The sequence below is a fragment of the Azospirillum sp. B21 genome (assembly GCF_008364825.1).
GTDB lineage: Bacteria > Pseudomonadota > Alphaproteobacteria > Azospirillales > Azospirillaceae > Azospirillum.
The window spans coordinates 1-19,578 of sequence record NZ_VTTO01000031.1 but is presented as its reverse complement, the minus strand read 5'-3'; the positions used below and the strand labels follow the sequence as shown (position 1 = coordinate 19,578).

Annotated in this window: 18 protein-coding genes and 1 pseudogene; 15 read left to right on the top strand and 4 right to left on the bottom strand. The window is 69.1% G+C overall.

Features of this window, described 5'->3' with window-relative positions:
- Nucleotides 1-118: 118 nt before the first annotated feature.
- Together FZ983_RS32470 and FZ983_RS32465 are read right to left on the bottom strand one after the other, a co-directional pair.
- Nucleotides 119-2,461, bottom strand: coding sequence for a polysaccharide biosynthesis tyrosine autokinase (locus FZ983_RS32470; RefSeq protein ID WP_211103028.1), 2,343 nt, complete (start codon nt 2,459-2,461; stop codon nt 119-121).
- A 3-nt stretch (nt 2,462-2,464) separates the two neighbouring features.
- Nucleotides 2,465-3,289, bottom strand: a complete 825-nt coding sequence (locus tag FZ983_RS32465) for a WecB/TagA/CpsF family glycosyltransferase (protein ID WP_149228909.1) — start codon at nt 3,287-3,289, stop codon at nt 2,465-2,467.
- Between the two features lie 410 nt (nt 3,290-3,699).
- Between FZ983_RS32465 and FZ983_RS32460 the strand changes: the two genes are divergently transcribed.
- Entirely contained in the window at nt 3,700-6,003 is a 2,304-nt protein-coding gene (locus FZ983_RS32460; protein ID WP_149228908.1) for a helicase-related protein, read from the top strand.
- An 88-nt stretch (nt 6,004-6,091) separates the two neighbouring features.
- On the opposite strand, the gene gpmA is transcribed toward FZ983_RS32460, so the two are convergent.
- Nucleotides 6,092-6,850 carry a 2,3-diphosphoglycerate-dependent phosphoglycerate mutase gene (gene gpmA, locus FZ983_RS32450; RefSeq protein ID WP_149228907.1) on the bottom strand — a complete coding sequence of 253 codons (759 nt, stop codon included), beginning with the start codon at nt 6,848-6,850 and terminating at the stop codon, nt 6,092-6,094.
- A gap of 260 nt (nt 6,851-7,110) precedes the next feature.
- On the opposite strand from gpmA, the gene FZ983_RS32445 reads away from it, so the two are divergent.
- The 5 genes from FZ983_RS32445 (at nt 7,111) to FZ983_RS32425 (ending at nt 12,060) form a co-directional block, all read left to right on the top strand.
- Complete coding sequence (locus tag FZ983_RS32445) at nt 7,111-7,512, top strand: MarR family transcriptional regulator (protein ID WP_149228906.1); 402 nt, start codon at nt 7,111-7,113, stop codon at nt 7,510-7,512.
- A 19-nt stretch (nt 7,513-7,531) separates the two neighbouring features.
- Nucleotides 7,532-7,876, top strand: a complete 345-nt coding sequence (locus tag FZ983_RS32440) for a hypothetical protein (protein ID WP_149228905.1) — start codon at nt 7,532-7,534, stop codon at nt 7,874-7,876.
- Nucleotides 7,877-7,955: 79 nt separating this feature from the next.
- Complete coding sequence (locus tag FZ983_RS32435; protein WP_149228904.1) at nt 7,956-8,270, top strand: hypothetical protein; 315 nt, start codon at nt 7,956-7,958, stop codon at nt 8,268-8,270.
- A gap of 159 nt (nt 8,271-8,429) precedes the next feature.
- Nucleotides 8,430-10,703, top strand: coding sequence for an ATP-binding protein (locus tag FZ983_RS35160; RefSeq protein ID WP_149228903.1), 2,274 nt, complete (start codon nt 8,430-8,432; stop codon nt 10,701-10,703).
- Nucleotides 10,704-10,764: 61 nt separating this feature from the next.
- Nucleotides 10,765-12,060: a pentapeptide repeat-containing protein gene (locus FZ983_RS32425; RefSeq protein WP_149228902.1), complete on the top strand. Its 1,296-nt coding sequence runs from the start codon at nt 10,765-10,767 to the stop codon at nt 12,058-12,060.
- A 17-nt stretch (nt 12,061-12,077) separates the two neighbouring features.
- Here FZ983_RS32425 and FZ983_RS32420 read toward each other — a convergent pair whose 3' ends face one another.
- Nucleotides 12,078-12,296, bottom strand: a complete 219-nt coding sequence (locus FZ983_RS32420; RefSeq protein ID WP_149228901.1) for a hypothetical protein — start codon at nt 12,294-12,296, stop codon at nt 12,078-12,080.
- A 291-nt stretch (nt 12,297-12,587) separates the two neighbouring features.
- On the opposite strand from FZ983_RS32420, the gene pseI reads away from it, so the two are divergent.
- From pseI to FZ983_RS32375, 9 genes and pseudogenes are all read left to right on the top strand, one after another.
- Nucleotides 12,588-13,643 carry a pseudaminic acid synthase gene (gene pseI / locus FZ983_RS32415; protein ID WP_149228923.1) on the top strand — a complete coding sequence of 352 codons (1,056 nt, stop codon included), beginning with the start codon at nt 12,588-12,590 and terminating at the stop codon, nt 13,641-13,643.
- Nucleotides 13,636-14,382, top strand: a complete 747-nt coding sequence (locus tag FZ983_RS32410; RefSeq protein ID WP_149228900.1) for a glycosyltransferase family protein — start codon at nt 13,636-13,638, stop codon at nt 14,380-14,382. Before pseI ends, FZ983_RS32410 begins: the two co-directional genes overlap by 8 nt.
- A gap of 82 nt (nt 14,383-14,464) precedes the next feature.
- The gene (locus FZ983_RS32405; RefSeq protein WP_149228899.1) at nt 14,465-14,698 is read left to right on the top strand and encodes a phosphopantetheine-binding protein; all 234 of its coding nucleotides are present in this window, start codon (nt 14,465-14,467) and stop codon (nt 14,696-14,698) included.
- 3 nt (nt 14,699-14,701) lie between these two features.
- Complete coding sequence (locus FZ983_RS32400) at nt 14,702-15,550, top strand: alpha/beta fold hydrolase (RefSeq protein ID WP_149228898.1); 849 nt, start codon at nt 14,702-14,704, stop codon at nt 15,548-15,550.
- A 7-nt stretch (nt 15,551-15,557) separates the two neighbouring features.
- The gene (locus tag FZ983_RS32395; protein ID WP_149228897.1) at nt 15,558-15,815 is read left to right on the top strand and encodes an acyl carrier protein; all 258 of its coding nucleotides are present in this window, start codon (nt 15,558-15,560) and stop codon (nt 15,813-15,815) included.
- Nucleotides 15,812-16,996 carry a fatty acid--CoA ligase family protein gene (locus FZ983_RS32390; protein WP_149228896.1) on the top strand — a complete coding sequence of 395 codons (1,185 nt, stop codon included), beginning with the start codon at nt 15,812-15,814 and terminating at the stop codon, nt 16,994-16,996. The genes FZ983_RS32395 and FZ983_RS32390 overlap by 4 nt, the downstream gene beginning before the upstream one ends.
- Nucleotides 16,993-17,769, top strand: coding sequence for an SDR family NAD(P)-dependent oxidoreductase (locus tag FZ983_RS32385; RefSeq protein WP_149228895.1), 777 nt, complete (start codon nt 16,993-16,995; stop codon nt 17,767-17,769). Before FZ983_RS32390 ends, FZ983_RS32385 begins: the two co-directional genes overlap by 4 nt.
- A gap of 43 nt (nt 17,770-17,812) precedes the next feature.
- Complete coding sequence (locus FZ983_RS32380; RefSeq protein WP_149228894.1) at nt 17,813-18,871, top strand: ketoacyl-ACP synthase III; 1,059 nt, start codon at nt 17,813-17,815, stop codon at nt 18,869-18,871.
- A 202-nt stretch (nt 18,872-19,073) separates the two neighbouring features.
- Nucleotides 19,074-19,578: pseudogene (locus FZ983_RS32375) on the top strand (flagellin); the annotation flags it as partial.

The following is a 19,578-nucleotide window of genomic DNA, read 5'->3' as shown; positions in this document are numbered from 1 at the left end:
TTCTCCTCTGGTCGCGGTAGCCGGTAATGAAGAGGCCCCTCCCTCCGGGCGCCGCAGCGTCCGGAGGAAAAGGGCCTCGGGGTCGAAGGAGCTTCAGGTCACCCGCTCTACGGGCCGCTTACGGAGCGGTCCGCAGCGTGGTGTCGCCGTAGTATTTCCGGGTCGCCATGTAGCTGTTGTAGGGACCCTGGTAGCCGCGCGACGCCGCCTTCTTCAGGTTCACGTCGGTCATCACCGCGACGAACTTGGAGTGGTCGATCGGACCCAGGTCGGCGACCGCCTGCAGGTCGCTGGCCGTGGTGTGGCCCCAGCGGCTGACGAACAGCACCTTGGAGGCGGCGCCGCAGACGATGCGGGCATCCGACACGGCCAGTGCCGGGGCGGTGTCGAACACCACCAGGTCGAAGTGCGGCGACAGGCCGGCCATCAGGTGGATCAGGCCGTCGACGTTGAAGCGGTCCAGCGTCTCCGGCATCAGGCGGCCGGCCGGGATCATGGCATAGGGCGCCTCTTCGCTGCTGTGCACGATCTCGTCGAGGGTGGCGGTACCGGCGATCCAGTCCGACAGGCCCTTCTTGGCCGACAGGTTGAACAGACCGTCGATGCGCGAGCGGCGGAAGTCGGTGTCGACCACCACCACCCGGCGGCCGGCCTGGGCCGCGACCTGGGCGACGGCGAGGCTCATCGAGGTCTTGCCGTCCTGCGGGCGGGCCGAGGTGACGGCGATCGAGCCGACCGGACCCAGATCCGACAGGTGGTTGCGGAACAGGGCGCGCATCGATTCCGAGAACAGCGAGAAGGGATGGTTCTGGAAGATCTGGTCCAGACGGCCGCGGGTGCCGCGGGTGGAGTGATGCGGGACGATGTGGACCGTTCCGACGCCCAGGATGCGGCGGACGGCGTCCGGGGTGCGGATGCGGCGCTGGAACAGTTCGATGCCGAAGACGATGAAGATGGCGACGGCGAGCGAGGCGACGAAGCCGGCCAGCAGCAGAAGCACGCGGAACGGACCCGACGGCTCATGCGGGACCTGCGGCGCCGACACCAGCTTGACGGCGGTCGGGAAGGCGCGGTTGTCCTGCTGGGCCTGCACCTCTTCCAGACGGCCGAGCAGGCTGTCCAGCAGCTGGCGCTTGGCCTGGGCCTCGGCCTCCAGCGTGCGCAGCGGCACCGCTTCCACGGCCATGGTCTGATAGCCGGATTCCAGCTTGGCGATCATGCTCTTCAGGGCGTTTTCCTGCTCGACGGCGACGTTGGCCGCCTCGCGGACGCCGGCGATCTCGTGGCGGACCTCCTGCTGCAGCGAGGAGTTGGCCTCGTTCAGGCGGGCCTGCAGTTCCTGGATGCGCGGGTGCTTCGGACCATACTGACGAGACAGCTGGGCCAATTCGGTGGAGATGGAGGCGACGGTGGCGCGCAGCTGCGCCACGACCGGGGAGGCGAGGCTGCCGCCGTTGCCGGCGCTGCGTTCCAGCGTCTGGGCCTGGGCGACGGCGCGGGCGCGGAGAGCCGCGGCCTCGGCAAGGCGCAGGCGGGCCTGTTCAAGCTCGGTGGTGGCCATCAGGCCGTTGGTGCCGTTCTTGACCAGACCGGCCTTGAAGCGGACGGCGTCGACCTTGGTGTCTGCCTCCGCAACCTCCTTGCGCAAGGTGGCGATGCGGTCTTCCAGCCAGGCGACGGCGCTGGTGGACAGGTCGCGGTCCATCTGCTGGCGGGTTTCCATGTAGCGGCGGACGACGGTGTCCACCACCTTCTGGGCGATTTCCGGTTCGCGGGCGGTGTAGCGGACCTGGATCACGCGCGACCGGCCGACGACGCCGACTTCCAGGTTGCGGCGGACGCGGTCGAGGACGCCGTCGATGCTGTCGGCGGCGCGCGTCTCGCGCAGCTGGGTGTCCTTGGTCATGTCGTCGCCGTGGGCCAGCACCGCCTGGACGACGCCCGGCAATTCGGGGCCGAACACGGCATGGGCCTGCTCGCGCGTCCAGGCGGTGGCGCGCTCGACGAAGGGCTTCGTCTCGTCGGCCTGGACCGGCGGGTTGAACTCCTGGTTCGTCGCCAGCTTCAGGTCGGCGACGGCCTGGCTCAGCACGGCGGTGGACTTCAGGATTTCGATCTCGCTGAGGATCGCGCCGTCTTCCGGCGTGATGGCGTTCAGCGCCTGGTCTTCCGCCCGGACGACGCGGACCTGACGGTTGTCGACCAGCAGAAGGGCTTCGGAGGTGTACTTGTCCTTCATCAGCGAGACGGCGAAGGCCGACAGGGCCGTCAGCGCCAGCACGATGACGACGATCAGCGTCTTGTGCGCCGCCAGCACCCGCAGGATGAACCGGAAGTCGGGGCCCATGGCCGGAGCGGGGCCGTCGAACTCGCGCGGCACATGGTGGCCGACCTGGGTGGGCCACGCCGGAGCCGGCGGGCCGCCATGGCCTCCGTTATTGATCTGGGGAAGATTTTCCACGTCTCAAAGCTCCTTCTGGATGGGCGACCGCCGGATCGGTGACGGAGGGATCCGGGTTGGATCGGGCGCTGCGGCGCCCGTTTCGCGGGTGCGGAGGGATGCGGCACGACGAAGGCGAAGGGTGCTCCAGGCGAAGCCGAAGGCACCGATGCAATAGCGGCGGAACAGGCGGCGCGGCTCCTGCGCCAGCCGGAAGGCCCATTCCAGGCCGGAACGCTGGACCGCCTCCGGGGCGCGCTTGAAGCGGCCCGCCAGGAAATCGACGATGGCGCCGCCGTTGACGATCAGCACCGGGTGGTCCAGCGCGCGCTTCAGCTCCGCCGCGACCTGTTCCTGCCTGGGCATGCCCATGGCGAGAAGGATCACGTCGGGGCGGGTGGACCGCGCCTGGGCGATGTAATGCTCCACCGGGTGGAAGCCGTGCTGCAGGTCGGCATAGCGGTGCGGCGTGGACGCCTCCAGCACGACGCGGGCGCGGTCCAGCCACGGGGTGGCGGTGCCGTAGATCGCGACGGTGCGGGGGGTGAGCGATTTCAGCAGCAGCGGGATGAAGTCGGTGCCGTTCATGTTCAGGCCGGCCGGCATGCCCAGCACCGGCATGACCGCTTGCAGCCCGATCCCGTCGCGCAGCAGGACGTCCGAGGCGCCGAACGCGGCCAACGCCTCGTCCGACCCCATGCAGACGTTCAGCCCGTGCGCGTTCAGGAAGGACAGCACCGTCGGACGGTCCGCCGCTCCCAGCCGATCGACCAGGGCCCGGCGCTCGCCGTCGTTCGAAATGCACCGCATGCGCTCGATCAGTTCCAGGACCTCACGAGGATTCGGCATGCGCATCTCCCAATGAAAATTAATCAGAGCAAAGCGTTGATCGTTTCACGCCGGATCTTGTTGTCGATCCGGCCAACCGGTTTGCCGGTGAGCGGCGGCTAACCCGTTGGGGGCGGACCACCAAACCTGCGAGGCTCTATGTGGCCGGTGCTCCCCCCTTTTCGCACGGGCGAGATCGGCGAAACGGCGACGGATTCGAATTAGCCCGGGCTTGCTCCCTTCGGGGGATTCGGCTTGCCGAATCGGCCGGTCAGACCCATAAAGAGAGACCCCGGCCATAAAGAGAGACCCTGGCGCTCTATGGCTGTTGTCTGGGGCAGGGCCATCCCCGCCCTGCCGGACTGGCCGCCCGGCCGATATGCCCGGCCGAAGCGCTTGCATGACCGGGGCAATTCCAAGAAAAGACGATCATGACCGACGACACTTCCGACAACGCCCGCTCGGGCCGTACTCCCGGCACTGCCGATGAATTCGACCGCCGCGTCGCTCTGCGCGCGGTGGCCGCCGTTGTGCGCGGCGACGGGATCGAAGTGGACGCGGACAGCACCCCGGCGCGCTGGTCGGTCGCGGTTAACCACCTCGTCCAGATCCCCGGCACCGACCGGAAACTGAAGCTGCGCTTCAAGGTGGCGCTCGGCCCCCTGCCGGACATCGAGGCCGACCTGTGGGGCCTGCTGACCACAGACGAGGGGTTCGGCCGGCCGCAGGCCAAGGCGCTGGGCAAGCGGGTGAAGGGCGCCTGCCTGTCCTCCCCCGCCATCGCCAAGGCGAGGGACCGCGTCGACGGCTGGTTCGCGTCGATGGCGCAGCGGGCGTCGGGCTTCGGCGAATCCTGGCGGCCGAAGGGCTTCGCCGACGAGCTGGGCCGCGTCGTCGGCTTCGGCGGCCGGATCCCGCGCCTGCAGACCCTGCTGGATGCGATGGAGGAGGCCTTCTCCACCGCAGCATCCCGCGCCGGCCTGAAGGTGCGGCGGGAGCGGCTGGAGAATGCGTCCGGCATGGGCGTCTATCTCGACAGCTTCACCACCGCCCGCGCGATGATCCGCAAGCTGCGGCTGTATGTCGGTCCGACCAATTCGGGCAAGACCCACGCGGCGATGGACCGGCTGGCCGAGGCGGAGAGCGGCTGCTATCTGGCGCCCCTGCGCCTGCTGGCGCTGGAAGGGCAGGAGGCGCTGGAGACGCGCGGCCGGCCCTGCAGCCTGGTGACCGGCGAGGAGCGCGACGTGCGGCCGGGGGCCGCCTTCACCTCCTCCACCATCGAGATGGTGAACACCAGCAAGGTCTGGGGCGCTTGTGTCATCGACGAGATCCAGATGATCGGCGATCCCGACCGCGGCTGGGCCTGGACCCAGGCGGTGGCCGGCGTTGCGGCGCCGGAGATCCTGATGACCGGCTCCGCCGATGCCATCCCCTACGTCAAGCGTCTGGCCGACGCGATGGGCGAGGAGCTGGAGGTCGTCGAGTTCACCCGCAAGTCGCCGCTGCGCGTCCAGGAGGAGCGGGTGAAGCTGGAGGAGGTGAAGTCCGGCGACGCGCTGATCGCCTTCTCGCGCAAGGACGTCATGGCGCTCCGCCACGACCTGCTGGGCCGCAACCACAATGTCGCGGTGATCTACGGCGCCCTGTCGCCGGAAGTCCGCCGGGCCGAGGCGCGCCGCTTCCGCGAGGGCACCGCCGACGTGCTGGTTGCGACCGACGCCATCGGCATGGGGTTGAACCTGCCGGTCGCCCGCGTCGTGCTGTCCACCACCCGCAAATATGACGGGCGCGAGGAACGCGAGCTGACCGCGTCGGAGATCCGCCAGATCGGCGGGCGCGCCGGCCGCTTCGGCATGCATGAGGAAGGCCGCGTCGCCGTTCTGGACGGCGAGAACATCAACCCGGTGCGCCGGGCGCTGACCTCGCCGCCGGTGCCGCCGGAAGATCCGCGCTCGTGGATTTCGCCGAACCTCAGCCATGTCGAGGCCATCGCGCAGGAGCTGGACACCGACAGCCTTGCCAAGGTGCTGCGCACCGCGGGTCAGGAGCTGCTGCGCGCCAACCAGACCTTCCGCATGACCGACCTGGAGCAGCGCATCCAGGCGGCATCCGCGGTCGATCGCGCCAAGCTGCCGCTGGCGCAGCGCGACATGCTGGCCCGCTGCCCGATCGACACGCGCGACCAGAACAACCTCCGCCTTCTGGGCGGCTGGGCGGTCAACCAGGGCAAGGGCATCCCCAACGCCGCGCCCGACGCGGCCGAGCGGTTCCGCCACAGCGTCGGCACCGATGTGGAGCTGGAGAAGGCCGAGCGCGCGGTGAAGGAGCTGACCGCCTATGCCTGGCTGGCCTACCGCTTCCCCGACGCCTATCCCGAGATGGATCTGTGCCAGGAGCGCCGGGCGCACCTGAACGCCTTCATCGAGCGGACGCTCGCCGAGCGCTCGCTCGCCCGCGCCTGCCCAGTCTGCGGCACGCGGCTGAAAGCAAACCACCGGTTCCGCGTTTGCGACAACTGCTACAGCAGCCGCGTCGAGGAACGCCGCGGCGGCCATCGTGGCGGGCCGGCGCGCGGCAACGGCGAGAAGGCCCCCGGTCACCAGCACCATTTCCATCATCCGGTCGGGAAGGACGGTGGCCGCGACGGCGGGCGGGGTGCTTCTCCCCGAACCGGCCGTGGCGCTCCCAAGCGACGAAGCGGAGTCCCCTCTCCCCCCCGGGGAGAGGGTTAGGGTGAGGGGCGCGCGCGGCGGCTCTCCATCAAGAATCCATCCTGTGCATCCCCCTCACCCCGACCCTCTCCCCAGGGGGAGAGGGGGATTACGCCGCCGCGCTGCTGTCCCGACCCGTTTCATGCTTCGGCCAAGTGATTTCCTCCACCGCCCCGTTCTCGCCCAGGAAATAGCGGCGTAGCGGTGTCAGGTCGGCGCCCAGTTCATAGACCAGGGGGCGGCTGGTGGGGATCTCGAACAGCGGGATGTCGTGGTCGGCGACGTTGTCCAGATGCTTGACCAGCCCGCGCAGGCTGTTGCCGTGCGCCGATACCAGGACGCGGGCGCCCAACCGCAGCGCCGGGCTGATCGCCTCGGTCCAGAAGGGGACGACGCGGGCGGTGGTGTCCTTCAGGCTTTCGCCGCGCGGCAGGTTCGACCGCGCCAGGCCGGCATATCGGCGGTCGGTGACGGCGGAGCGCGGATCGTCAGGTTCGATCGGCGGTGGCGGGATGTCCCAGCTGCGCCGCCACTGGAACACCTGCTCCGCCCCGTGGCGTTCCGCCGTCTCCGCTTTGTTCAAACCCTGCAACGCGCCGTAATGCCGTTCGTTCAGGCGCCAGTGCTTGTGCACGGGCAGCCACAGCCGGTCCATGTCGCGCAGGACGAGGTGCAGCGTCTCGATGGCGCGGCTCAGCACCGAGGTGAAGGCGACGTCGACATCGATGCCGGCGGCCTTCAGCAATTCCGCCGCCTGACGGGTTTCCGCGATGCCGCGGTCGGTCAGCCCGACGTCGGTCCATCCGGTGAAGCGGTCTTCCGCATTCCATACGCTCTGGCCATGGCGCAGCAGGATCAGTCGGTGCATGGCGGGTCTCCCTTGCTTCGGCGGGCATCCGGTTTGAAACGGGTCCGCGATCCGCGGGTTCCCGCGGCGGATCGTCGCAGCGATATGGCTGGAGCGTGGCCGGGGCGGGTCGGTTTCAGTCCGATTTCATGATTGCTTCCGGAGACACCAATTATGTCAGCCGCGAAATCATGGCGACATACGCGGACAATAATCGTGCGGTACGGTCACCAACGTTGAAATTGCCGGCCCGGCCGGCCCCTGCGGAAGGAAAAGGGACGATGGCGGAACCGGATGCCGGAACGCAGCTCTCCTCGCACCGCACAGCGGGCCTGCGGGGCACGCCCACGCTTTCCGATTATCGCACCAGCAACCTGACAACCTTGCGTACCGAGGCCACGATGCTGCATCATCATGACGTCATCTCCAGAGCTGTGTCGACCGACCGAGAGATCACTCTGGAGGCGCTTCGTGTGTTCACTTATCTGAGCCGGAGGCTCCATTTCGATCGCTCCGTTCCGGTGCTTCAGTCCGAACTGGCTGATGCGCTGGGCATGCAGCGGCCCAATGTGAACCGGGCCATCAAGCTGCTGGAAACCAAGCAGATCCTTCTGCGGGAATCCAAACTGGGGCGCGCGATCACGTTCCGGCTGAATCCGGGACTGGAGGGCGGCCGGGCCTGAGTGTTTGGTCAGGGATGGAATGATCGTCGAGACGCGTGAACTGTTCTTCTCAAATTCCGCCCTGAAGAAAGCCATCGCCTGGTATCAGAAGGCCCCCAACCAGACGGACCTGCCGCTGGGCGTCGTCACTTCGGTGGCGCCCAAGCCCGACGGCGGACTGTCGGTACAAATCCAGCAGAGCGGCGCCTCCAGGTCGCGGGAGGTCGTCTTCACGCCCAGCAAGACGCTGGCGCTGCTTCTGCTGTTCTGTCGCCGCCAGAAGGTTCCCATTCCCCGCGACGCCGGGAAGGAGCTTGAGGCGGCCGACGACGGATTGATCCTGATCGTGCGCGGTGAAACCGCCACCAGCGCTCCGCCGCCCTGAGCCGCAACGGTGCGGATCGGCTGCTGCGCGGACCTATGATCGTCCCGGTTCTCGTCGTCTCAACCGACACGACCTTCCCATGTATGAAGCCGCCGCGCATCCAGCGCGTGCGGCTTTCTTTTGTTTTTCCCCCTATGAACCTTTTGAACTTGCCCGGAAGACAAAACCGGAGCGGTTGCTCATTCACCCAATGGATGCATCGATTATGATGATGGTCATAGTCGCCAAGGTGGATCGCACTGCATTTCTTCGTGTGATATTGTTCCCTGGTCCGGTAGAGCTAAGCTGTTGTTCCGAAGGCATTCGCCCATTGGATAATGCTTTGCCGGATTGGCGGTCGAACATTCGGGAGATCGTAAGCTTCACCTTGTCGGGATCGGTTTTCTTCAGCTGAACCATTGATTGTCCATGCCAGCCGGCTCGCCGCCTGCCAACGCCATTGTCGAGGACCGCTCCCTGATGACCCTTATGCACCCGAAGCCGTTGATGGGGTGCCGGCAGGTTCCGCCGGTCCTGCCGGCGCCGGCCTGATCAGGCCGGATCCTCACATCGCATGTCCGACATCCGCATGCCATCACCCGACGGTGCCGCCGACGGCCAGCGGCGCTCCTCCACGCTTCTACGCCGGATCGCCTCTTCCCCCCGTGCGCTGCTGACCGTCCTGTGCACGACGCTGGCCCTGCTGGGAACCGCGTCCTGGGCCGCCGTGACGGTGCTCGATTATCAGGATACGCTGGAACGGTCCGAGCAGGACGCACGGCAGGCCGCGGTCCTGTTCGACAGCCATGCGCGCGGCGTGCTGGAATCGAGCGTCAACCTGCTGGAGCGCGTCGCCGGCCGCATGGATGGCCGCGGCATCGGGGCCTGGGCCGAGCGCAGCCTTGCCGAAGCGATGGCGGTCGAGCGGTTCGGCCGCATGACCCTGATCGGTGCCGATGGGTCGGTGCAGTTCGGCCACTCCGTGGCCTTTGCGGAGCCCGAGACCGCCGACGGCCTGTCCCTGCTGGTCCGTCCCCTGCCGCCGGATGAGGAACATGCGATCCAGTCGGCGGCCGGTCACATGGCCGGACAGCCCTCCATTCTTCTCGCCCGCCGCATCCACGGCGCGACGGGCGCTCTCGACGGCGCCCTGCTGGTCGCGGTGCCGGTATCGGCCCTGACTCCGGTGCTGAACGCCTTTGCCGACGACACGCAGCGCTTGGTCGGGCTGTACCGTCCGGACGGCGTGCGGCTCGCCGGCGAGGCGGCCGGATCGCTTGGCATATTACCGCGGCTGGAGCCGGGTGCGGAGCGGGTGGAGGCGGAGTGGACGGTCGGCGGGGAGCGGTCGGTCCTCGGCCTGAAGCGGATGACACGCCTGCCGGTCCTGTCGGCGGTGGCGATGCCGCGGTCGGCGGTGCTGGTCCCCTGGTACACCCGGATGGAGCGCGGTCTGATGGTGATCGTCGCCGGTGTCGCGGCGCTTGCCGGACTGTCGCTGCTGGGAGTGGCCAGTCTGCGGCGCGAGGCCGCCGCCCGCCATGCGCTGACCGAGGCGAACGCCCAACTGGAACTGGCGAACGTGCAGCTCGAGCAGCGCGTGGAGGACCGCACTGCCGCCCTCAGCTCCGCCAATCTGAAGTTGAGCCGGGCGCTGGAGGAGAAGGAGCGGGCTAATCAGGCCAAAGGCCGCTTCCTGTCCGCGGCCAATCATGATTTGCGCCAGCCTTTCCAGGCGTTACGGCTGTTTCATCATATTCTGATGGAGCGCTTGGCCGAACCCCGCGACCGAGAAATCGCCGAGAAGATGGGCGAGGCGCTGGATGCCGGGGAAAAGCTGCTGCATGCCTTGCTGGAGGTGGCGACGCTCGATGCCGGCGTGGTGCGGCCGCAGCTGGCCGACGTGCCGGTGTCTGCCGTGCTCGAGGATCTGGTGAACGAGTTCCGCGGGATGGCGGCGGAAAAGGGGTTGGTGCTGCGCGCGATCCCGGCCCGGATGGTGATCCGCACCGACCGGACGCTGCTGACCCGCATGCTGGGCGATCTGGTTCGCAACGCCATCCGCTTCACCGACGCCGGGCGGGTCACCATCGGTTGCCGGCATCGGGGGCGCTGGCTGCGCATCGAGGTGTGGGACACCGGTGCCGGCATTCCGGCCGAACAGCTGGACAACATCTTCGAAGACTTCGTGCAACTCGGCAATCCCGAGCGCGACCGCCGGCAGGGGCTCGGCCTCGGCCTCGCCAAGGTGCGGCGCAAGGCGGCGCTGCTGGGCCATGCGGTGGAGGTGCGGTCGCTTCCCGGACGCGGTTCGGTCTTCGCCGTCAATGTGCCGGTGGTGGGAACCGAGCGGCTGCAGGCGCCGATGACGGTGCAGGATGCCGCACCGGCCGAAACCGGCGACCGGCTGATCCTGGTGGTGGAGGATGACCCGGTTCAGCGCGACGCCGTGCGCCTGCTGCTGGAAAGCTGGGGGCACCGCGTGATCGACGCGGTCGACGGCGAGGCGGCGCTATCCTTGTTCGCGGGAGGTGCCGGGGAGGTGCCCGATAGGCCTGATCCGGACATGATCGTCAGCGACTTCCGCCTTCCCGGCCGGTTCACCGGGGTCCAGACGGTGACGAAGGTCGGCGAACGGCTGGGTCGTGCCGTGCCGGGACTGATCCTGACCGGCGATACCGCGCCGGAGCGCATCCGCGACGCGGTGGCGACCGGCTGCCGCCTGCTGCATAAGCCGGTGACGCCGGACGATTTGCGCGACGCCATCGCCGCAATCCTGTCCGAACGGCCGGCCGGCCGTTCGGCCGACAGTGGCGAACAGACGCTGGAAGACCAGTCGGCGGCCTGAATTAACCCTTTCTGAAGCCGGATGCTGCCAGACTGGTGCCGGAAAGGGAGTTCATGGGGCCATGGTGCAGAATCGCACGCTCAAGCGTCTCGACCAGACGCAGCTCGACCAGGCGGTGCGGCGGCACGAGATGTTCCGCAATGCCCGGATTGGCGGTGCGCGCGCCAACCTGTCCTTCTGCGATCTGTCCGGGCTCGATCTGTCGGGCCGGGACCTTGCCCATGCGGATTTCGTCGGGGCCGGCCTGCGCGGCGCCAATCTGGCGGGGGCGCGGCTGGATTGCGCCTCCTTCTTCGTCGCCGACCTGCGGCAGGCGAATTTCGACGGTGCCAGCCTGATCAAGGCCGATCTGCGCGGCGCCTGCCTGCGCGGCGCCATCCTGGTCGGCGCCAACCTGTTCGAGGCGGATCTGCGCGACGGTTCCCTGGCCGAGAAAGACCGGTCCGGCCATCTGCACATGGTGCAAATCGACACCAACCCGGCGGAGGCCGACGGCGCCGACCTGTCCGGCGCCAACCTGACCAACGCCCGGATGTCGGGCGTCATGGCGATCCACACCGACTTTTCCGATGCGGTGATGCGCGGCTGCAAGCTGGTGCGGGCCACCATGCGCGGCGCCAACTTCACCGGTTCCAACATGGAGGGCGCCGACCTGTCCGGCGCCGACCTGCGCGGCGCCTGCCTGCGCGGGGCGGTGCTGACCGGCGCCACCATGGTGATGACCGACCTGACCGACGCCGACGTGGAGGAGGCGCTGACCGACAAGCCCGTCGGCCGCGTGGTGGCGGAGCTGGGGCGGACCCTGGAGGAACTGCTGGCCGACCATATGGCCTGGGTCGGATCGAGCGGGGCGCAGGGAACGATGCTGGACCTGTCGGGCTTCGACCTGCGCCACGCGCCATCGCTGGCCCATATGTGCCTGACGATGCTGCGGGCGCAGGGGGCGACGCTCTACGGCCTGGACCTGTCGGGCGTTCAGTTGCAGGCGGCGGTGCTGGACAGATCGGACCTGCGCGGCGCCAGCCTTGCCGACGGCGACCTGCGCGGCATCAGCCTGCGCCATGCGAAGCTGAACAACGCCAACCTGCGCAACGTCAACCTGCGGCCTCTGGTGTTCGACGAGCAGCGCTCCCGCCCCGCCGACCTGTCGGGGGCCAAGCTGCGCTACGCCGACCTCAGCGGCGCCTGCCTGCGTTCGGTCAATCTGGGCAACGCCGATCTGTCCTTCGCCAACCTGCGCGGCTGCGACCTCACCCGCACCGACCTGACTGGGGCCAAGCTGTTCGGCGCCAAGCTGGAGCGCCGATCGCTGGCCGAGGGGGCGATCCTGGATGGGGTTGCCGGTCTGAAGCTGTAGGCAGGCGGCGCGCGGCATCAGGCCGTCGCGCGCGGCACCTTCCGGGCCAGCCGGCGCAGTTCCAGTGCGGCGCGGTCGGCGACGCGCTGCGCCTCCACCAGAATGCCGGTGAGATCGCCGACCTCCGGAGCGATCTCGCCCGCCGCATCGGACATCGCGTCCAACTCCGCCGCCGCCTTCTCGATCAGTCCGGTCACCACGCCGGCCGGGCCGGCGGCGCTGTCGAAACCAGCCATGGGAACATCCATTATTTAATTGTGGTCTTTAGCGAGTGTGTCGCATTTCCGCTTGCGGCGCAACGTCTTCTGCTGCGCCGCACAATGAGGCGGGTGCTCTCGCATTCCGGCAAAGCCCGCTTGCATCGCCGGTCGCGGGATCGGTACACACTGGAAGGCATGTCCGCCGCTGGCCGGAATTAACCTTCCTTCACATTTTCGTGGAAGACTGATTCAGTCGCCTGCATCCCGTTGGAAAGTCGACCCGTGCCGAACGCCGCCTCCGCCCATCCCCCCAAAGCCCGTTCCCCGATGGCCATCGCCGGCCGGCCGATAGGGCGAGGTCATCCGCCCTATCTGATCGCGGAGATGTCGGGCAACCACAACGGCGACCTGGGCCGTGCCCTGGCGCTGGTGGAGGCCGCGAAGGAGGCGGGGGCTGATGCGGTCAAGCTGCAGACCTACACCGCCGACACCATCACCATCGCCCATGACGGTCCCGGCTTCCGGCTGGAGGGCGGGCTGTGGGGCGGACGGACCCTGCACGACCTCTACCGCGAGGCGCACACCCCGTGGGAGTGGCATGCCCCGCTGTGCGAACGGGCGCGGGAGCTGGGGCTGACCATCTTCAGCTCCCCCTTCGACGAGACGGCCGTCGAACTTCTGGAGGAATTGGACGCTCCGGCCTTCAAGATCGCGTCCTTCGAGCTGATCGATTTGCCGCTGATCCGCCGCGCCGCGCGGTCGGGCAAGCCGCTGATCATGTCCACCGGCCTTGCGACGCTGGGCGAGATCGAGGAGGCGGTGACGGCGGCCGGCGACGTGCCGCTGGCCCTGCTGCATTGCGTCAGCGGCTATCCCACGCCGCCGGAGGACTGCAATCTCTGGACGATCCCGCATCTGGCGGAGAGTTTCGGCGGCATCGCCGCCGGCCTGTCGGACCACAGCCAGGGCATCGCCGTGCCGGTCGCCGCCGCTGTGATGGGCGCCACGGTGATTGAAAAGCACTTCACCCTGTCGCGCGCCGACGGCGGTGTCGACAGCGCCTTTTCCCTTGAGCCGGCGGAGTTCAAGGCGATGGCCGAGGCCGTGCGGACGGCGACCGCCGCCATGGGCCGGGTCGACTACACGGTGAAGCCCAGCGAGGCCGGCGGGCGCGACTATCGCCGCTCGCTCTATGTCGTCGCCGATGTCGAGGCAGGGGAGCCGCTGACCCCCGCCAATGTCCGCTCCATCCGCCCCGGCTTCGGCATGGCGCCGAAACACCTGCCCGACGTGCTGGGACGGCGTGCCGCCCGCTCCTTGCATCGGGGGGAACCGCTGGGCTGGGACATGCTGGCGCCGCGAGGGGAGGACCCACATGGATAAGCCGCGCGTCGTCGCCATATCGCAGGCGCGCATGACCTCCACCCGCCTGCCGGGGAAGGTGCTGATGCCGGCCGCCGGCCGGCCGCTGCTTGCCCACCATCTGGACCGGCTGTCCCGCACGCCCGGCCTGGATGCCGTGGTGCTGGCGACGACGGTGAACGCCACCGACGACCCGGTCGTGGCATGTGCCGAAAGCCTGGGCATCCAGGTCTTCCGGGGCGACGAGCAGGATGTGCTCGGCCGATTCGCCGGTGCGGCGGCCCTCGCGGCGGCGGATCTGGTGGTGCGAGTCACCGCCGACTGTCCGCTGATCGATCCGGCACTCGTCGGCCGCCTCATCGCCGCCTTCCGCGACGATCCGTCGCTGGACTATCTGTCGATCGACAGCACACGGTATCCGCGCGGGCTGGATGCGGAGATCTTCCCGCGCCGCCTGCTGGACGAGGCGGCGGTAAACGCCACCGATCCGGCCGAGCGGGAGCATGTCACCCCCTATATCTACCGCCGTCCGGAGCGTTTCCGGCTGGGGACCGCGCTGGTGCCGCTCGAACCGGTCGAACCGCCAGATCAGCGCTGGTGCGTGGACGAACCGGCCGACTACGAGCTGGTGCGCCGCCTGATCGAGGCTCTGCTGCCCTCCGATCCCTCCTTCGGCTGGCAGGATTGTTGCCAACTGCTTCGCGACCACCCCGATTGGATGGACATCAATCGTTCGGTCCGGCAAAAGACGCTGCACTGACGAGACACGCCCGTTCAGAAAACGGGACGGTCGATCGGATCCCACCGGTCGGCTTCACGAGGCCCATCAAGGAGATCAGCCCATGGATCGCAAAGACTTCCTGCTCGCTCTTGACGAGATGCTTGAACTGGATCCCGGCACGCTGACCGGCGACGAGGCCCTGGAATCGCTGGAGGCCTGGGACTCTCTGGCCGTCATCAGCTTCATCGCGCTCGTCGACGAGAAGACCGGCGTGGTGGTGGAGGGCGAGAAGCTGGCCAAGGCCAAGACCGTCGCCGACCTGCTGGCCCTGGCGGGTGCCCCGGTCGCGGCCTGACCGGTGCCCCGGCCTGTTTCCAAGCCCGTTTCGGAAGGCAGCCGCCTGCGCGCCGGTGTCGCCACCGTCGCCGGCGGTCCGGCGGCCTACCTGTCGGTCGGCAGCGGCGGCGTGCCCGTCCTGCTTCTGCACGGCTTCGGCGGCGACCGCCTGACCTGGCAGTTCAACCTGTCGGCCCTGTCGTCCCGGCGGCGTGCGGTTGCGGTGGACCTGCCGGGCCATGGCGGCTCCACCCCCGACGTGGGCAGCGGCCGTGTTTCCGACTTCGCCCCCTGGCTGGTCGAATTCCTCGACGCGCTGGAATTGGCGCGGGTGCATGTGATCGGCCATTCGATGGGCGGTTACGTGGGGCGCGAATTGGCCCTGCTCGCGCCGGACCGGGTGGCGAGCCTGACCCTGCTGTCCAGTGCCGGATTGGGCACGCCCTTCGACCTCGACTTTCTCAGGCGGGCCATCGCGCCGGCCGACGTGGCAGAGGGGCGGGACTGTGCGGCGCGTCTGTTCGCCGGCCCGTCGCCGCTGATCCCGCGCTTCGGCGAGGTGCTGCACGCGCAGGGCGCCGACCCGGTCCGCCGGGCGGGGCTGGAGCGGATCATCGACGTCTCCTTCGCCGCCCATGCCGACGGCGGCCCGCCGGTGGATTGGAGCGCCTACCCGATGCCGATCCAGGTTCTGTGGGGCCGCACCGACGGGATCATCCCGCCGCCGCCCGCCGACCGGCTGCCGTCGGGCGCCCCGTTCCGGGTCTTCGACACCGCCGGACACCTGCCGCATATCGAAGCCGCCAGCCCGGTGACCGCCGCGATCCGGGCCTTCCTGGACGGCTGCGACGATGCCCCCAGCCAGAGCTGACGATTCCATGACCAATCATCCTGCCCCCATCTTTGCCCTGATCGCCGAGGAACTCGGCCGCATCGCCGCCGACAAGGGGGAGGTGCTGCCGCCGCTGACCGCCGACAGCCGCTTCCTGGATGGCGGCCTGCCCATCGACTCCCTCGACCTTGCGACGCTGCTGGTGGTGCTGGAGCAGCGGACCGGCCAGGATCCCTTCCGCGAAGGCTTCCGCCAGTTCACCACGGTCGGCGAGTTGGCGGCCCTCTACACCGTTCCGGCATGACCGGGCGCCGCCCCGCCTGGATCCATCCGGACTTCCGCCTGATCGAAGGGGAAGGCCTGTTCGGCTGGCCGGAGCTTGCCGGATTGGCGGTTCCGACGGGCGGCGTGGTGCAGGCCGACCGGCCGTCGCGCGTGCTGGCTGCACTGGCCGCCGCCGAGGCTGCGGGGCAGGGGCTGTTGCTGGCCCGCGGTGCGGCGGATCCCGATGGGTGGCAGCCGGGGCAGGGTTTTTCCGTCACGCTGGAAAGCTCCGGGACCACCGGGGCGCCCAAACGCCTGTGCCACGACTTCGACCGGCTGCGCGGCCGTCTGCGCGGCGTGGCGGAGGAGGGGGCGCGCTGGCTGCTGACCTATGATCCGGGCGCCTTCGCCGGGCTTCAGGTGATGCTGACCGCGGCGGCGGCCGGGTCGCTGCTGATCGCCCTGCCCGGAGCCGTTTCCGGCGGTGGCGGCATCGCCGGTCTGGCGGCGGCGGCGCGGCGCCATGCCGTGACCCATGTCAGCGGTACGCCAAGCTTCTGGCGCGCCTTCCTGATGGCGCTGGGCGAGGCCGAATTGCCGCTCCGGGCGGTGACGTTGGGCGGGGAGGCGGCGGACCAGCCGCTGCTCGACCGGTTGGCGGAACGCTTTCCCGGCGCGCGTCTGCGCCACATCTACGCGTCGACCGAGGCGGGGGCGCTGTTCGCCGTCGCCGACGGCCGCGCCGGATTCCCGGCGGCGTGGCTGGACGAGGCGCCGGACGGGCTTGCCCTGCGCATCGCGGATGGCGTGCTGGAGGTGCGCAGTCCGCGTGCGGCACCGGGCATCGCCGATGCGGAAGGCTGGCTGACCACCGGCGATCTGGTGGAGCGGCAGGACGACCGCGTGCTGTTCGTCGGCCGGCTCGATGGGCTGGTCAATGTCGGTGGGGTGAAGGTCTCGCCGGAGGCGGTGGAGAGGCGGTTGCTGGCGGTGGGCGGGGTGGCCGATGCCGCCGTGTCGGCGGTGCCGAGCCCGATCACCGGCCATCTTCTGACCGCCACCATCGTGCCGGCGCCGGATGTCGACGTGGAGGTTTTGCGTGCCGCCTTGCGCACGGCGACCACCGACCTGCCGCCGGCTGCCCGCCCGCGCGCCCTGACCTTCGCCCACCATATCCCGCTGAGTGCGGCGGGCAAGAAGAGCCGAAAGGGAGCCGCATGACCCCGCCCGCAGCCGCCGCAGCCGCAGCCGTAGAGCCGAAGCGTCACGTCGTCGTCACCGGGGGCAGCCGCGGCCTCGGCCTTGCGCTGGTGGAGGCGCTGCTGGCCGACGGCTACCGGGTGTCTACCTGCAGCCGTTCGTCCTCCGCAGCGCTGGAGCGGCTGGCCGGCCCCGAGCTGTTCTGGCAGTCCTGCCGCATCGGCGAGGGCGACGAGGTGCGCGCCTTCTTCGACGCCGCCGTCGCCTGGGGCGGCGGTTCGCCGCTGTGGGGGCTGGTCAACAATGCCGGGATCGCGCGTGAAGGCGTGTTGGCGACCTTCCCGGAAGTGGATGCCGAGGCGGTGATCCAGACCAACCTGACCGGAGCGCTGCAGGCCGCCCGCGCCTTCCTGCGCGCCAAGCTGGTGGAACGCGGCACCGGTCCCAAGGGGGGCCGCATCGTCAACATCTCCTCCATCATCGGGCAGCGCGGCTATGTCGGGCTGGCGGCCTATTCGGCGTCGAAGGCCGGCCTCGACGGCCTGACGCGGGCGCTGGCGCGCGAGGTCGGGCGGCGGGCGATCACCGTCAATTCGGTGGCGCCGGGCTATCTCGACACCGAAATGTCGGGCACCCTGTCCGACGGGCAGCGCGACCAGATCGTGCGCCGCACGCCGCTGGGCCGGCTCGGCACCGCGGCGGACGTGGTGCCGCTGGTCCGCTTCCTGCTGGGCGACGGCGGCGGTTTCATCACGGGACAGACCCTTACGGTGGACGGTGGCATCACCTGCTGAGGCAGCGCCGGTCCAGGCCGCATGTGAACAGGGGGAGGCGGAGATGGTCGCCAGCCGGATCGACGGGGTGTGCGTGCGCGGCATCGTCGGCTGCGTGCCGGAAGGGCGCGAGACGGTCGACGACCTGGCGCGCCGCTTCGGCGAGGATGCGGCGCGCCGGATCGCCGCCGCCACCGGCATCGAGGAGCGGCGGATCGCCGCCCCCGGCCAATGCACCAGCGACTTGGCGGAAGCCGCGGCGCGCCGTCTGCTCGACGGGCTGGGTTGGGAACCCGGCAGCATCGATCTGCTGGTTCTGGTGACCCAGACCCACGATCATACGCTTCCCGGCACGGCGTCGCTCCTGCATCGGCGGCTGGGGCTGCGGAAGGGTGCCGCCGTGCTGGACATCACCCATGGCTGCTCCGGCTTCGTCTATGGGCTGTGGACCGCGGCGGGGCTGCTGAAGGCCGTCGGGCGGCGGGCGCTTCTGCTGGTCGGCGATACCACGTCCCATCTGGTCGATCCGGACGACCGTGCGGTGGCGCCGCTGTTCGGCGACGCCGCCGCCGCGACCGCCCTGGAGTTGGACGGCGCCGCGGCGCCGATGGCTTTCGACCTCGGCAGCGATGGTGCCGGCGCTCCCTACCTGACGGCGGAGGGCGGGGCGATGCGTCATCCCGATCGGCCGGCGCGCCTGTTCATGGATGGAACCCAGGTCTTCGCCTTCACCCTGCGCGAAGTGCCCGGCAGCTTGCGGGCTGTGCTCGCTACCGCCGGCTGGACGATGGAAATGGTCGACCACCTCGTCCTGCATCAGGCCAACGCCCAGATGATCCGCCATCTCGGCCAGAAAATGGGCGTGGCGGCGGAGCGCACGGTCGTGGCGTTGCGGGAGGTCGGCAACACCAGTTCCGCCTCCATCCCGCTGGCGATCGCCGGCGCGCTTGCGGCGCCACTTGCGGCCGGGAGGTGCCGGCTGCTGCTGTCGGGCTTCGGCGTCGGCTGGTCCTGGGGCAGTGCCGCAATCGCCGTCGGGCCGTTCGCGATGTGCGAAACGGTTGTCCTGCCCGGCAGGAAATACCCGGCAGAATCTGCCGCCCCGGCAAGCCCTGCCGCCTGACCGGCAGAATCTGCCGAGAGACCGGCAAATTTTGCCGGGTGCTTTTCTGCCCACCGGTACGGATTGCCAAGGAAACCCGGCAAATTTGAACTGGCCCGCTTCTTGCCTACCCCTTTGGCAGGGGGAATTAGTCCCCTTCCGGTAATCGGCGCTTCCAAAGAGGGGTGCCGCCGGACATCGATCCTCCAAAGGAGTGGCTACCATGGCTGGCAACGTTACCCTCTCCGCTTCCATGCGGACCAACCTGCTGCAGCTGCAGAGCACGCAGGAACAGATCAACAAGAAGCAGAACATCCTGTCGACGGGCAACAAGGTCAACACCGCCCTCGACGGCCCGACCGCCTTCTTCTCGGCCAAGGGCCTGAACCAGCGCGCCGGCGACCTGACGTCGCTGAAGGACGCGATGGGCCAGTCGATCAGCACCATCCAGGCCGCCGACAAGGGCCTGAGCTCGATCGATTCCATGGTCGACCAGGCCAAGGGCCTGACCACCGCGGCCTACGCCGCACTGGGTAACGACGCCGCCTCCGTGGCCACCCGCAAGTCGCTGGCCGCCCAGTTCAACACGCTGCGCGGGCAGATCGACAAGCTGGCCGCCGACAGCGGTTACGGCGGCAAGAACCTGATCGCCGGCAACGGCATGAGCATGGACAGCACCAGCGAGTCCCGTGCCGCCGTCAACACCATCACCGGCGTCGACAACGCCC